The 13,663-nt window shown below is 71.3% G+C and carries 10 protein-coding genes; 8 read left to right on the forward strand and 2 right to left on the reverse strand.

The genetic code is table 11. The features are described from left to right. Nucleotides 1–601 precede the first annotated feature (601 nt). The 5 genes from MMF94_RS37455 to MMF94_RS37475 all read left to right on the forward strand — a co-directional run bounded on the left by MMF94_RS37455 (nucleotide 602) and on the right by MMF94_RS37475 (nucleotide 5,678). The gene (locus tag MMF94_RS37455) at nucleotides 602–1,330 is read left to right on the forward strand and encodes a class III extradiol ring-cleavage dioxygenase family protein (RefSeq protein ID WP_241042219.1); all 729 of its coding nucleotides are present in this window, start codon (nucleotides 602–604) and stop codon (nucleotides 1,328–1,330) included. Continuing rightward, nucleotides 1,327–2,247 carry a tRNA (adenosine(37)-N6)-dimethylallyltransferase MiaA gene (gene miaA, locus MMF94_RS37460; RefSeq protein ID WP_241042220.1) on the forward strand — a complete coding sequence of 307 codons (921 nt, stop codon included), beginning with the start codon at nucleotides 1,327–1,329 and terminating at the stop codon, nucleotides 2,245–2,247. The genes MMF94_RS37455 and miaA overlap by 4 nt, the downstream gene beginning before the upstream one ends. 1 nt (nucleotide 2,248) lies before the next feature. Beyond that, a complete protein-coding gene (dapF, locus tag MMF94_RS37465) occupies nucleotides 2,249–3,127 on the forward strand; it encodes a diaminopimelate epimerase (protein WP_241042221.1) in 879 nt (292 codons plus the stop codon). A 77-nt stretch (nucleotides 3,128–3,204) separates the two neighbouring features. Further along, nucleotides 3,205–4,686 carry a GTPase HflX gene (gene hflX / locus MMF94_RS37470; RefSeq protein WP_241042222.1) on the forward strand — a complete coding sequence of 494 codons (1,482 nt, stop codon included), beginning with the start codon at nucleotides 3,205–3,207 and terminating at the stop codon, nucleotides 4,684–4,686. Between the two features lie 11 nt (nucleotides 4,687–4,697). After that, the gene (locus MMF94_RS37475) at nucleotides 4,698–5,678 is read left to right on the forward strand and encodes a hypothetical protein (RefSeq protein WP_241042223.1); all 981 of its coding nucleotides are present in this window, start codon (nucleotides 4,698–4,700) and stop codon (nucleotides 5,676–5,678) included. A 36-nt stretch (nucleotides 5,679–5,714) separates the two neighbouring features. On the opposite strand, the gene lexA is transcribed toward MMF94_RS37475, so the two are convergent. After that, nucleotides 5,715–6,509, reverse strand: a complete 795-nt coding sequence (gene lexA, locus MMF94_RS37480; RefSeq protein WP_241042224.1) for a transcriptional repressor LexA — start codon at nucleotides 6,507–6,509, stop codon at nucleotides 5,715–5,717. A gap of 276 nt (nucleotides 6,510–6,785) precedes the next feature. Between lexA and MMF94_RS37485 the strand changes: the two genes are divergently transcribed. The 3 genes from MMF94_RS37485 to MMF94_RS37495 all read left to right on the forward strand — a co-directional run bounded on the left by MMF94_RS37485 (nucleotide 6,786) and on the right by MMF94_RS37495 (nucleotide 12,221). After that, on the forward strand, nucleotides 6,786–7,505 hold the full coding sequence (locus tag MMF94_RS37485) for a hypothetical protein (RefSeq protein WP_241042225.1): 720 nt from the start codon (nucleotides 6,786–6,788) through the stop codon (nucleotides 7,503–7,505). Between the two features lie 184 nt (nucleotides 7,506–7,689). Then, nucleotides 7,690–8,154: a transcriptional regulator NrdR gene (gene nrdR, locus MMF94_RS37490; RefSeq protein WP_241042226.1), complete on the forward strand. Its 465-nt coding sequence runs from the start codon at nucleotides 7,690–7,692 to the stop codon at nucleotides 8,152–8,154. A gap of 149 nt (nucleotides 8,155–8,303) precedes the next feature. Then, nucleotides 8,304–12,221 carry a vitamin B12-dependent ribonucleotide reductase gene (locus MMF94_RS37495; RefSeq protein ID WP_241042227.1) on the forward strand — a complete coding sequence of 1,306 codons (3,918 nt, stop codon included), beginning with the start codon at nucleotides 8,304–8,306 and terminating at the stop codon, nucleotides 12,219–12,221. Nucleotides 12,222–12,435: 214 nt separating this feature from the next. Here MMF94_RS37495 and MMF94_RS37500 read toward each other — a convergent pair whose 3' ends face one another. Then, nucleotides 12,436–13,059: a superoxide dismutase gene (locus tag MMF94_RS37500; protein ID WP_241042228.1), complete on the reverse strand. Its 624-nt coding sequence runs from the start codon at nucleotides 13,057–13,059 to the stop codon at nucleotides 12,436–12,438. Nucleotides 13,060–13,663: the final 604 nt, after the last annotated feature.

The raw sequence follows: 13,663 nt of genomic DNA on the forward strand, positions 1-13,663 counted from the left end.
GCAGGCGTGGAGACCGGCTCGGTTGCGGGAGCCGGTTCGGCCGGGGGCGTGGCTGCTGCCTCGACGCCGGCTCCCGGTTCGGCCCCGGCGCCTGAGCCGCGACCCTGCCCGAACTCCAGCGGCGATGGCCGTGCCGCCTGGGGCTGGGCTGCCGGGGGTTGGGCGGCTGGGGTCTGCGTGGCCGGGGATTGTGCGGCCGGGGTCTCGACGGCGTCAGCGCCGGTTGGATCAGCGTCCGCATCACCTGCCGGAACCGACTGCTCCTGGGCCGCCGGCTGCGCCGCTGCCGCCTGCTCGACCTCGGTGGTGGGCCCGGTGGCCTCGCCCTCTGTGGCCGTGTGTGGCGTTTCCGTCCCCTGCTGCTCCGACACCGTCGTCCTCCTTGCTTCGGCCCGCCGCGGACGGCGGGCGCCCCGCCCGTGGGCGGAGCCGTGCACAGCGACCGTTCCCGGTCCTCGTGACCGCTGGTCGTCCCGCGATTGAAACAGTTCGGCGGGCCGACCGGAACAACCCGCGCGGGCGCTGCGCAGCCAGCGGCCTGTACCAATCGGCGAGTCGCGCCCGAACGTGCTGGTCGAGAACTGCAGCCTAGGCTTCGACCGTGCTGTCGTTGGTCGCCGTCGTGCCCGAACCGCCCCTGCTCGTTCCCGAGCTGGCGACGGGTGCGGCAGCCGAGACAGCAGAGCTACGGGCGGCGTGCGTCGGCGCGGCCGTGTGTCTGGGGGCGGCCTCGCAGCGGTGGATCGTGGTGGGCGCCGATGCGGGTGGCAGGCGCACCATCAGGCCGCCTGCCCGCGGCAGCTTCGCCGGCTTCGGAGTCGACGTCACGGTGCAGCTCGATCCCGCCTCGGCCGCTGCGCCGATCGACCCCGAGCTCCCGCTGCCGCTGCTGATCGCCGGATGGATGGCGGCGGCCGCGGGCGTCCCGGCCGGCATCCGGGGTGAGCTCGTCGCTCCCGGCGAAACCCCGGCCTCGTGTGCGGCGCTCGGTGCCGCGCTCGCCGCCGAGGCCGTGGCCGACCCGGAGCCGGTCGGCCTGCTCGTCGTCGGGGACGGCGCCGCGACCCACAGCGAAAGGCTCCCCGGCCTGCTCGACGAGCGCGCGGGTCCGTTCGACGCGGCCGTCGCGGCGGCCCTGCGGGACGCCGACACCGACGTGCTGGCCCACCTCGACGCCGGACTCGCCACCGCGCTGCTCGCCGCGGGTCGCGCGCCGTGGCAGGTGCTCGCCGCCGCGGCCGCCGGAGGCCGGTGGCGTGGGGAGCTGTTGCACTCGTCGATCCCGTACGGCGTGGCCTACCACGTGGCGGTCTGGGCGCCGTTGCGGTGAACGCGCCACCACTGGTCGCCGTCGTCGGGCCGACGGCGACGGGCAAGTCCGACCTGGGCCTCGCGCTGGCGGCCGAGCTGGGTGGTGAGGTCGTCAACGCCGACGCCATGCAGCTCTACCGCGGCCTCGACATCGGCACCGCGAAGCTCTCACCGGCCGAACGCGCCGGCATCCCGCACCACCTGATCGACGTCCTCGACGTCACGCAGGTCGCGTCCGTCGCGGCCTACCAGCGCGCGGCGCGGGAGGTGGTGGAGCGACTTCGCGCGGCCGGCCGCACCGCGGTGCTCGTCGGCGGCTCCGGCCTGTACGTGCAGGCCGTCGTCGACGAGCTGGAGTTCCCCGGCACCGATCCGGAGCTGCGCGCGGCGCTTTCGGCCGAGCTGGACGAGCGCGGGCCCGAGGCGATGCACGCCCGGCTCGCCGAGGTCGACCCGGAGGCGGCCGCGGTCGTGCTGCCCACGAACGGCAGGCGGATCGTGCGGGCCCTGGAGGTGATCGCCCTGACCGGCCGCCCGTTCCCGGCGCGGCTGCCCGCAGGCGGTGCGCCCCGCTACGGCGCGGTGATGCTCGGGGTGGAACGCGACACCGCCGACCTCGACGCCCGCGTCGCACGCAGGGTCGCGCGGATGTTCGCCGCCGGGCTCGTCGACGAGACCCGCGGGCTGCTCGGCCAGGGGTTGCGTGACGGGCTCACCGCGTCACGTGCGCTGGGCTACCAGCAGGTGATCGCCGCTCTCGACGGAGCGGGAGACCACTCCTGCGCCGCGGCGGAGACGGTTCGCGCCACCCGCAGGTTCGTGCGCCGCCAGCGCTCCTGGTTCCGTCGCGATTCCCGCATCCACTGGCTCGACGCCGCCGCCCCCGGCCTCCTCGGCCGCGCCATGGCCGTGCTGGCGGCCCAAGTAGGCTCGTGACGTGCAGTTCAGCAAGGGCCACGGCACCGAGAACGACTTCGTCGTGCTGCCCGACCCCGACGCCACCCTGGACCTCACCCCCGCCAGGGTCGCCGCGCTCTGCGACCGCCGCCGCGGCCTCGGCGCCGACGGTGTGCTGCGCGTGGTGCGCTGGGCGGCGCTGACGGACGCACCCGCTCCGGTGCCGGGCGTCGAGTGGTTCATGGACTACCGCAACGCCGACGGCACGGTCGTCGAGATGTGCGGCAACGGCGTGCGCGTCTTCGCCCGCTACCTCGCCCACGCCGGCTGGCTCAGCGGCGGCGAGACACCGGTGGGCACCCGCAGCGGCGTGCGCGTCGTCCGGATGGATCCCACGAGCCCCGACGGTGAGATCTCGGTGGACATGGGGCCCGCGATCGTCGGGGAGTCCAGCACCGCGAGCGTCGACGGCGCGTTCTTCCCCGGTGTGGCCGTGGACGTCGGCAACCCCCACCTGGCGTGCGTCACCGGCCACGACATCGCCGCGCTCGATCTCACCGTCGCCCCCGGCTACGACCGAGCGCTGTTCCCTCACGGGGTGAACGTCGAATTCGTCTCCCCGCTCGTCGCGGCCGGCGGGGGTCCCGACGGAGAGCTGACGATGCGTGTGCACGAGCGGGGTGTGGGGGAGACGCGCTCCTGCGGCACCGGCACGGTCGCCGCAGTCGTGGCCGCGCTGCGCGACACCGGCCGCCACACCGGCACGGTCGCCGTGCACACCCTCGGCGGCCGCCTCCGGGTCACCGTCGAGGCCGCCACCACCGTGCTGCACGGACCTGCCGTTCTCGTGGCCCACGGCGAGCTGACCAGGTCATGGTGGGAGGCCGCAGGCCAGGAGCCCGCTCGGGTGAGCAGCTGACCGCATCCGACACGCGATGTTCCGCGTAGAAACAAACCAGACAGCCGGGGCGTTGGCATGGGAGCATGAATCCCACGATGACTAAACCCGTCCTGTCCGCCACCACTGGTGAGCCGCGCCGTTACGGCGCCGACGCTCGTTCCGCCGACGCCACACGAGGCGACCTCGATCTCGAGGAGCGCACATCTCTGCGCCGCGTGGCGGGGCTGTCCACCGAGCTCACCGATATCACCGAGGTCGAGTACCGGCAGCTGCGCCTCGAACGCGTCGTGCTCGTCGGGGTCTGGACCGAAGGCAGCGCCGAGCAGGCCCAGGCCTCGCTCATCGAGCTGGCGCGCCTGGCCGAGACCGCCGGCTCCCAGGTGCTCGACGGCCTGATCCAGCGCCGTTCCAAGCCCGATCCGGCCACCTTCATCGGCACCGGGAAGGTCGACGAGCTACGCGACTCCGTGGTCTCCGCGAGCGCCGACACCGTGATCTGCGACGGCGAGCTCTCGCCCGGCCAGCTGCGTCAGCTGGAGGAGAAGCTCAAGGTCAAGGTGATCGACCGCACCGGCCTGATCCTCGACATCTTCGCCCAGCACGCCCGTTCCAAGGACGGCAAGGCGCAGGTGGAGCTCGCACAGCTGTCCTACCTGCTCCCGCGCCTGCGTGGTTGGGGTGGGTCGCTGTCGCGCCAGGTCGGTGGCCGCGCCGCAGGCGGCGTCGGTATCGGTGGCCGTGGCCCCGGTGAGACCAAGATCGAGCTCGACCGTCGCCGCATCCGCCATCGCATGACGAAGCTCCGGCGCGAGATCGCCGGGATGCGGCAGGTGCGGGCCACCCAGCGCGGCTCCCGAAACCGCAACGAGGTCCCGTCGGTGGCGATCGTCGGCTACACCAACGCCGGCAAGTCGAGCCTGCTCAACGCGCTCACGGGCGCCGGTGTGCTCGTCGAGGACGCGCTGTTCGCCACCCTCGACCCCACCACGCGCCGCACCTCCACCGCCGACGGACGCACCTACACGCTGACCGACACCGTCGGGTTCGTGCGGCACCTGCCGCACCAGCTCGTCGAGGCGTTCCGGTCCACGCTGGAGGAGACGGCTGACGCCGACCTGCTCGTCCACGTGGTCGACGCGTCCGACCCGCTCCCGGAGGACCAGATCAAGGCGGTCCGCCAGGTGCTCGTCGAGATCGGCGAGGAGCACGCGGGCGCGATGCCCAAGGAGCTGCTCGTCGTCAACAAGACGGACGCGGCAGGCGACCTGCAGCTCGCGAGGCTGCGCCACCTGCTCCCGGACGCCGTGTTCGTCTCGGCCCGTCGTGGCGACGGAGTGGAGAAGCTGCGCGAGCGGCTCGCCGAGCTGCTGCCGCGGCCCGAGGTCGACGTGGAGCTCCTGGTTCCCTACGTGCAGGGTTCGCTGGTGGCCCGGATCCACTCGGAGGGCGAGGTGCTGGCGGAGGACCACACCCCGCACGGCACCCGGCTGCGCGCCAGGGTCGGTGCCGAGCTGGCCACGGCCGTGCTGCCCTTCGCGCTCGCCGGTGTCCCCCTCGAGGACGGCGCCGCACACTGATCCGACTGCTCATGGCAGGGGTCCTGACGGTGTCCCTGGCCGGTCCACCAGCCGCTCCGCAGGTGAAGTGTGCCGTGGAGGATCCGCGGCTCGCCGAGCTGTCGGGCTTGGCCGTCGCGAGCAATGCGCTGTGGGCGATGAGCGACGGGGGCACCCGCGTCGAGTTGCACCAGATCGATCCGGACACGTGCGCCGTGGTCGACTCGCGGAGCGCGGGGGTGAACCCATTCGACCCCGAGGATCTGGCCGTCGGCCCGGACGAGTCCTTGTGGGTGGCCGACACCGGCGACAACGAGCGGCGCCGCGACACCGTCGCCGTGGTGGTGCTGCCGCCGCAGGGGGAGAGCCGGCTGCACCGGCTCACCTACCCCGACGGTCCGCACGATGCGGAGGCCCTGCTGATCGACGCGCGTGGCCGCCCCGTCGTGATCACCAAGGAGGTGGGGCGCCCGGCCGGTGTGTACCGCACTGCCCAGGTGCCCGAGGGCGCCGGACCCACCCCGCTGGTACGCGTCGGCGAGGTGACGTTGCCGTCGTCGGACACGAAGGGCGGACCGGTCGGAGAGATCGGATCGCGCGTGGTGACCGGGGCCGCGGTCAGTGTGGACGGCTCGGTGGTCGCCCTGCGCACCTACACCGACGCCTGGCTCTACCCCGTATCCCGGGGAGACTTCGTCGGCGCGCTCAGCGGCACGCCCGTGCGCGTGCCGCTGCCTGACGAGCCGCAAGGCGAGGCGCTGGCGTTCGACCGCGACGGCACGCTGCTGTCAGGGTCGGAGAGCCGCGGAGCCACCGGTGAGCTCCGCGCCGTGCCGGGAGCGGTGGCACTCGCCGCCGCGCGCGCTGGGACCAACGGTCCCTCGGCGCCCGTCCGCGCGCCGGAGGCGGCGGACGAGCCCACCCCGCCGTGGCTGCCTGCCGCCCTCGGCGGAGGCGCCGTCGCGGGGGTTCTCCTGATGCTGGCGGGGGCGATCGCCCTGCGCCGTCGCTGAGCCGGGACCCGTAGCGCCCGGTTGCCCGGGCTGCTGTCAGAGCCTGCGCAGAACCGCCACCACACGGCCGAGCACGGTGGCGTCGTCGCCCGCGATCGGGTCGTACGCCGGGTTGGCCGGCATCAGCCACACGTGCCCGTCGCGCCGCTTGAACGTCTTGACCGTGGCCTCGCCGTCGATCATCGCGGCGACGATCTCGCCGTTCTCGGCCACGGGCTGCTGCCGGACGACCACCCAGTCGCCATCGGTGATCGCGGCCTCGATCATCGAGTCGCCACGGACGTTCAGCAGGAAGAGCGTGCCCTCGCCGACGATCTCGCGGGGGAGTGGGAACACGCTCTCGACGGCCTGCTCGGCGAGGATCGGCCCACCAGCCGCGATGTTGCCCAGGAGCGGCACGAAGGCGGGTGCCGGGCGGAGCTCGTCGGAGGTGGTGCTCTCGGTGGTGACCGTGCCCGCGGTCACGACGTCGTCGCTGACCGGCGTGTCGTCCGGCCCCCGCACGTCCACCGCGCGCGTGCGGTTGGGATCCCGGCGCAGGTAGCCCTTGCGTTCCAGGGTGCGCAGCTGGTGGTGCACCGAGGAGGTGGAGGTGAGGCCCACGGCGTCACCGATCTCCCGCACGCTCGGCGGGTAGCCGAACCGTTCGACCCAGTCGCGGATCACCTCGAGCACCTTGCGCTGGCGGGGGGTGAGCCCCGCCGGGTTGGTCGGGGGGTCGGGGAACGTGCTGACCTGTGCCGACCTGCCGTTCAGCGTCGCGTTGACGCCGCCGGGTGTGTCCGGGCCGGCCTCGCTACCGGCCCCGGTGCCGGGCTCGTCCCGTGCCATTCGTCGTGCCTCCTCGGTGGTCGCTGCCGGCGGCCTTCTCGCGCTGGCGTGGTTGCGACGCGGTGTCCGTTGTGGTCGGCACGACGGTAGCCCCGATCCCGTCCTCCGCCAAACGCATGTTCGAACGACACGCCCACTTTTCTCGATTCTGTCGGTGCCCGGTGGTAGACATCGCACAGACGTTCGTTCGAACGGTTGTTTGAGTCGCGCGGGCAGCGGTGGGGCTGCTCGACGAGCACGGCGTTGATTGGCACAACGTTGAGAGGCGAGGCGGCGATGAACGAGCACGACGAGATCGGGCGGCCGGCCGAGATTCGTTCCGGTGGGGGACGCCTTCAGACGTCGGGTGACGGGCGGGTGGCGACGTTGACACCGCCGGGGGTGCAGTGGTCGCGCTTTCGCGTCGTCGAGCCGGACGACCGGCCGGACGGCCCGGGTGATGCCGCCGCGGCACGGGCCGAGCGGCGGTTTCGCGCTGCCGACCGCCGGAGGGTCGGCGGGTCCGCATGGCACGGGCGGCGGAGGGGGTCGCGTGGTCCGCGCCCGGTGCGCCCGGTGGCGGTGCCGATCATCGTGCGGCCGGCCGCGCTGCCACGTCCGGCGTGGCCTGCGGTGCGGCTGCTCTCGTCGGGGCAGCGGCTGCTGGCGCGGCGGGTTCGGGGTGGCGGTGCTGGGCTGCCGCTTCGGATCAGGGTGCGCCGCGCGCTGGCCGCCACGGGTCTCACCGTGGTCGCTGCGGCGGTCGTGGTCGGGCTCGGGCAGCTGGGCGGTGTCGTGGCCGAGTCCCGGGCTGACGTGGGTGGTGGCCCGGCCGTTGCGGTCGCCACCACGGTCACCGTGGGGCCCGAGGCCACCGTCTGGGAGGTGGCTCGTGGCGTTGCGCCCACGGCGTCGGGGCCCCAGCTGGCGGCGCTCACGGAGCGGATCGTCACCACCAACTCCCTCACTTCGGTGCAGCTGCACCCCGGCCAGGTACTGCGCGTGCCACAGGGTTGACACTCGGCGTCCGCCGCGCCGCACCGAGTACTGCTGGTACTCGTTAGGAGGACAGATGGCGGCACGTATGGGGCCTCCGGCTTCCCCCACCCCTACATGTTGTGGTTACACTCGTGTTGTTCGTTCACGGGGGTGGGTCTCGCGGCGTTCGCGCCGGGAGAACTGTGGGGAAGGGATCGGTCCGATGCGCTGCCCGTTCTGCCGGTACTCGGACTGTCGCGTGATCGACTCCCGTGAGGTCGACGACGGCCAGGCCACGCGGCGCAGAAGGTCCTGCGCGGCGTGTGGTCGTCGGTTCACCACGGTCGAGGAGGCCGTGCTCGCCGTCGTCAAGCGCAGCGGGGTCACCGAGCCGTTCAGTCGCGAGAAGGTCGTCAACGGAGTTCGCCGAGCCTGCCAGGGTCGCCCCGTCGACGAGGACGCGCTGCAGAAGCTCGCCCACCGCGTCGAGGAGGCCGTCCGTGCGGGCGGCACCGCCGAGATCCCGAGTCACGAGGTCGGGCTCGCCATCCTCGGCCCGCTGCGCGAGCTCGACGAGGTCGCCTACCTCCGGTTCGCGAGCGTGTACCGCTCCTTCTCGTCCATCGAGGACTTCGAGAAGGAGATCGCCGAGCTCCGCACGCCCGGCAGCGGTCAAGCCGCCGACTGAAGTCCCGCACCCCGGCGCCTCGCTCCATTCGAGCCGCCGCCGTCCGGGCATCGACCGAGAACACATCTGCACACCCCGCACAGCAAGCCGAAGCATTCGCAACGCGCGCCGGTGACCCAGCCACCGGCAGCGCGCAGGAGAGGGAGAGCATGACCGAGACCGTCGGAACGGCATCAGGGCGAGGGAAGAAAGCCCAGGGCAAGTCGGGCAGGGCGGCGGCCCTCACCGTCGAGCGGATCTACACCACGCCGGGTGTCCATCCCTACGACGAGGTCAGCTGGGAGCGCCGCGACGTCGTCATGACCAACTGGCGTGACGGCACGGTCAACTTCGAGCAGCGCGGCGTCGAGTTCCCCGACTTCTGGTCCGTCAACGCCACCAACATCGTCACCAGCAAGTACTTCCGTGGCGCTGCCGGCTCGCCCCAACGGGAGTCGAGCCTGCGGCAGCTGATCGACCGGGTCGTCGGCGTCTACCACCGCTCGGGCCTGGAGCACGGCTACTTCGCCACCGAGGAGGACGCCGAGGTCTTCGCCCAGGAGCTCACCTGGATGCTGCTGCACCAGGTGTTCAGCTTCAACTCGCCGGTGTGGTTCAACGTTGGCACGAACTCTCCGCAGCAGGTCAGCGCCTGTCTTCCGTACGACGCCATGGTCAGCACTCCGGCCGGCCTCGTCCCGATCGGCGAGTTGGTCGAGCGCGACGCCGTCGGCACGAAGGTGTTCGACGCGCACGGACTCACCAGCGTCGTCGCCACCAAGGCCAACGGGGTGCGCGAGGTCATCCGGCTGCACACGAAGGCGGGCCACCAGCTCGACGTCACGCCCGACCACGTGGTGTGGAAGAGCACCGGGCCCGGCACGGGCCGCTGGGTCGAGGCAGGGACGCTGCGCCCGGGCGACCAGCTTGAATGGCACCGCACACACTCGTACGGCGAGTCGGTGATCGAGGTCGCCCAGCTCGCGGAGGCGTCGCTGGCCGGTTGGCTGCAGAGCGACGGGTTCGTCGGCCGGTACGAGACGGGCACCAACCGATCGCTCACGATCGAGGCGATGACGGTCACCGAGGCCGAGCGGGTCTGGGTCGGAGCTGCCCTCGACGCGGTGTTCCCGGGGGTGCACCGCCACGAGCGCAAGGTGGCCACTCAGGACACTTCGCTCGACTGCCGGCGCACACGCCTCTACGGAGACGTGCTCTCCGAGTTCGTCGATCGCTGGGGGCTGCGGACGCGCGGTGTCGAGATGACAGTGCCCGCCCATCTCTTCACGGCTCCGCTGCCTGTCGTCGCCTGCTACCTCCGTAGCCTGTTCCAGGCGGAGGGATACGTGTCGAGGCGTGAGAGCTCCACGCTCGTCGGAATGGACATGATCAGCGAACAGCTGATCCGCGGCGTCCAGGCCCTGCTCGGCCGGTTCGGGATCTTTGCCCGCGTGGGACGCAAGACCGAACCTCGGCCCGATCGGCACGACCTGTGGTGCATCCGCATCCAGAACGCCGGCGACCGCCGCGCCTTCGCTGACGAGATCGGGTTCATCGATCCTGTCAAGGAGGCAAAGCTCGAAGAGTCGTTCGAGCTTCCCGGTCTCTCGGCCCGCGCTGTGAAGCGACTCGAGATCGCACGGATCGAGGAGCGCGGCGAGCAGGAGGTCTACGACATCCAGACGGAGTCCGGCGAGTTTCTCGCCGCTGGCCTGCGGGTGCACAACTGTTTCATCCTCGCCGTCGACGACACGATGGAGTCGATCCTCAACTGGTACCGCGAGGAGGGGCTGATCTTCAAGGGCGGTTCCGGCGCGGGGCTCAACCTGTCGCGTATCCGCTCGTCCAAGGAGCTGTTGTCCTCGGGCGGCACGGCCTCCGGCCCGGTGTCGTTCATGCGCGGTGCGGACGCCAGCGCGGGCACCATCAAGTCCGGGGGCGCCACGCGCCGCGCGGCGAAGATGGTCGTCCTCGACGTCGACCACCCCGACATCGAGGAGTTCGTCGCCACCAAGGCCAAGGAGGAGGCGAAGATCCGCGTGCTGCGCGACGCGGGCTTCGACATGGACCTCGGCGGCAGCGACATCACGTCGGTGCAGTACCAGAACGCCAACAACTCGGTGCGTGTCACCGACGAGTTCATGCGCGCCGTCGAGGCCGACGGCGAGTTCGGGCTGCGTGCTCGCATGACCGGAGAGGTCATCGACCGGGTTCCGGCGAAGAAGCTCTTCCGCACCATCGCGCAGGCGGCGTGGGAGTGCGCCGACCCGGGCATCCAGTACGACGGCACGATCAACGACTGGCACACCTGTCCCGAGTCTGGCCGGATCTCCGCGTCCAACCCGTGCTCGGAGTACATGCACCTGGACAACTCCAGCTGCAACCTCGCCTCGCTGAACCTGCTCAAGTTCCTCGGCGACAACGGCCAGTTCGACGCGGCGCGGTTCCGGAAGGCCGTCGAGCTGATCATCACCGCGATGGACATCTCGATCTGCTTCGCCGACTTCCCCACCGAGCCGATCGCCGACACCACGCGCAAGTTCCGCCAGCTGGGCATCGGCTACGCCAACCTCGGCGCACTCCTGATGGCCACCGGCCACGCGTACGACTCCGAGGGCGGCCAGGCCCTCGCCGCGGCCATCACCTCGCTGATGACCGGTGCGGCCTACAAGCGCTCGGCCGAGCTCGCCGGCGTCGTCGGCACCTACGACGGCTACGCCCGCAACGCCGAGGCGCACCAGCGCGTGATCCGCAAGCACGCGGCGGCCAACGACGACGTCCGCACCTTCCCGGCGAGCAGCCCGGTCCACAAGCTCGCAACGAGCACCTGGAAGGAGTGCCTCGCGATCGGGGAGCGCAACGGATGGCGCAACGCACAGGCCTCGGTGCTCGCTCCCACCGGCACCATCGGCCTGATGATGGACTGCGACACCACCGGCATCGAGCCCGACCTGGCGCTGGTCAAGTTCAAGAAGCTGGTCGGCGGTGGCTCCATGCAGATCGTCAACCAGACCGTGCCGCGGGCGCTCGTGAAGCTGGGATACCAGCACGAGCAGGTCGAGGCGATCGTGGAGTACATCGGCGAGCACGGTCATGTCATCGACGCGCCCGGGCTGCGCCACGAGCACTACGAGGTGTTCGACTGCGCCATGGGCGAGCGGTCCATCGCGCCGATGGGCCACGTCAGGATGATGGCGGCGGTGCAGCCGTTCCTGTCCGGGGCGATCTCCAAGACGGTCAACATGCCCGAGGTGGCCACCGTCGAGGACGTCGAGAAGATCTACCTCGAGGGCTGGAAGCTCGGCCTGAAGGCGCTCGCGATCTACCGGGACAACTGCAAGGTCGGCCAGCCGCTCTCGGCGGGCAAGTCGGCCAAGGCCACCGAGAAGGCCGAGGCCCCCGCCCCGGTCGAGGCCCGTCCGGTGCGCCGCAGGCTGCCGAAGAAGCGCCCCAGCGAGACGGTCTCCTTCACCGTCGGTGGCGCCGAGGGCTACCTGACGGCGGGGTCCTACCCGGACAACGGGCTCGGCGAGATCTTCGTCAAGCTCGGCAAGCAGGGGTCCACCCTGGCCGGTGTCATGGACGCCTTCTCGATGTCGATCTCGGTGGGCCTGCAGTACGGCATCCCGCTCGAGTTCTACGTCTCGAAGTTCTCCAACCTGCGGTTCGAGCCCGCCGGGATGACCGACGACCCGGACGTCCGCATCGCCACGAGCGTGCTCGACTACCTGTTCCGGCGGCTCGCGCTGGACCACCTGCCCTACGAGAAGCGCGCGCAGCTCGGCATCTTCTCCGCCGACGAGCGCACCAAGCAGGTGGCGGGCACCGACTACTCCACGGGCTACGGCGAGGTCGACGTGGAGGGCCTGCGGTCCTCGGTCGACGCCGCACCGGCGGCCGAGGAGGCCGAGCACACCCCGGGCGCCGCGCCCGCTCCGGTCGAGGTCGGCAGCTCCACCGAGCTTCTGGAGCTGCGGCTGGGCAAGGCCGCCGACGCGCCGTTGTGCATGACCTGCGGCACGAAGATGCGTCCGGCGGGCTCCTGCTACCTCTGCGAGGGCTGCGGCTCCACCAGCGGCTGCAGCTGACAGCAGGCGGAATCGCGCTGGATGCGACTTCCCGTCGCATCCGAGTAGCGCGAACCTCCGGGTGGTGGGGGCGGCGTCTCGCCGCTCCCACCACCTCCGGTGGAGGTCACGATCCTCCGGTGCAACAAGAACGACGTCGATATCGGGCAAGGCCTGTGCGGCCGTGCGGGTGGCGCCTCGACCGACGCCGAGGCGCCACCCGGCAGCCGGTCGTTCAGACCGTGATCAGGCTGCCCGCGCCCGAGCGCGCCGCCTGGAAGCGGTTCTGGGCGTCGGCCCAGTTCACGACGTTCCACCAGGCCTTGACGTAGTCGGGCTTGACGTTCTTGTACTGCAGGTAGAAGGCGTGCTCCCACATGTCGAGCATGACCAGCGGGATCTGGCCGGCGGGCAGGTTGGCCTGCTGGTCGTAGAGCTGGTGGATCAGCAACCGGCCGCCGAGGGCGTCCCAGCCGAGGATGGCCCAGCCGGAGCCCTGGATCGTGGTGGCGGCCGAGGTGAAGTGGGCCTGGAAGGCGTCGAAGCTCCCGAAGGCGTCGTCGATGGCCGCGGCGAGCTCGCCGTCGGGCTTGTCGCCGCCGTCGGGGGAGAGGTTGTTCCAGAAGATCGAGTGGTTGACGTGGCCGCCCAGGTTGAACGCGAGTGTCTTCTCGAGTCCGACGATCGCGTCGAAGTTCCCGCTGTCGCGGGCCGCCGCGAGCTTGTCGAGCACGCCGTTGAGCGCGGTCACGTAGGTCTGATGGTGCTTGGAGTGGTGCAGCTCCATGATCTCGGGCGCGATGTGCGGTGCCAGCGCGCTGTAGTCGTAGGGGAGATCGGGAAGCGTGTACTGGGCCATGTCGGGTCCTCCGGCAGCTCGAGTGGTCGCCATCAGTCACAAGTAGCTGGCAACAACCTATTGCTTGCATCCTGAGGCCGCCAACGGCGGAGGTCGCTCGTCCTCGGTGCCCAGTGACGATCAGGCGGCATGTACGTCGAGGGGCGGGCCACACAGTCCTCGACAACGGTGTCACCGGCACGGCACGCTAGCTGCAGACGATTTGCAAATACCAGATGGATGCAGTGGTGTGATGTCGGTGCTGGAGACACACGTGTCGTCGGAGTGTTCGGGCTGCGACTGGGAGCGACATGCCCAGGCGTTCCGGTGGTTCCCGGAGTTGGGTGCTCCGCTGCGGTTTGCCCACCGTGCGGATCGGCGGCGGCCCGAGGCCGTTCACCATCCGGTAGGGGGCAAGCCGCGTGACCGGGGCCGGCGCGTGCGCCCGGCGTCTGATTGCTAGATCGGCGGCCGCCAACTGCTCGCCCCGCGGCGGGTTCTCGTGGCCCTCGTCCACGATCAACTGTTCGTTCAGCGCGGCCGGCAGCGGCGCATCCTGGGGCCTGGCCGGCTGGAGGCGTGGCACCGCAGTCCTCTCGTTCGACGGCCTGCACCCGGCGCGGCC

The sequence above is a fragment of the Pseudonocardia alaniniphila genome (assembly GCF_022524485.1).
Classification (GTDB): domain Bacteria; phylum Actinomycetota; class Actinomycetes; order Mycobacteriales; family Pseudonocardiaceae; genus Pseudonocardia; species Pseudonocardia alaniniphila.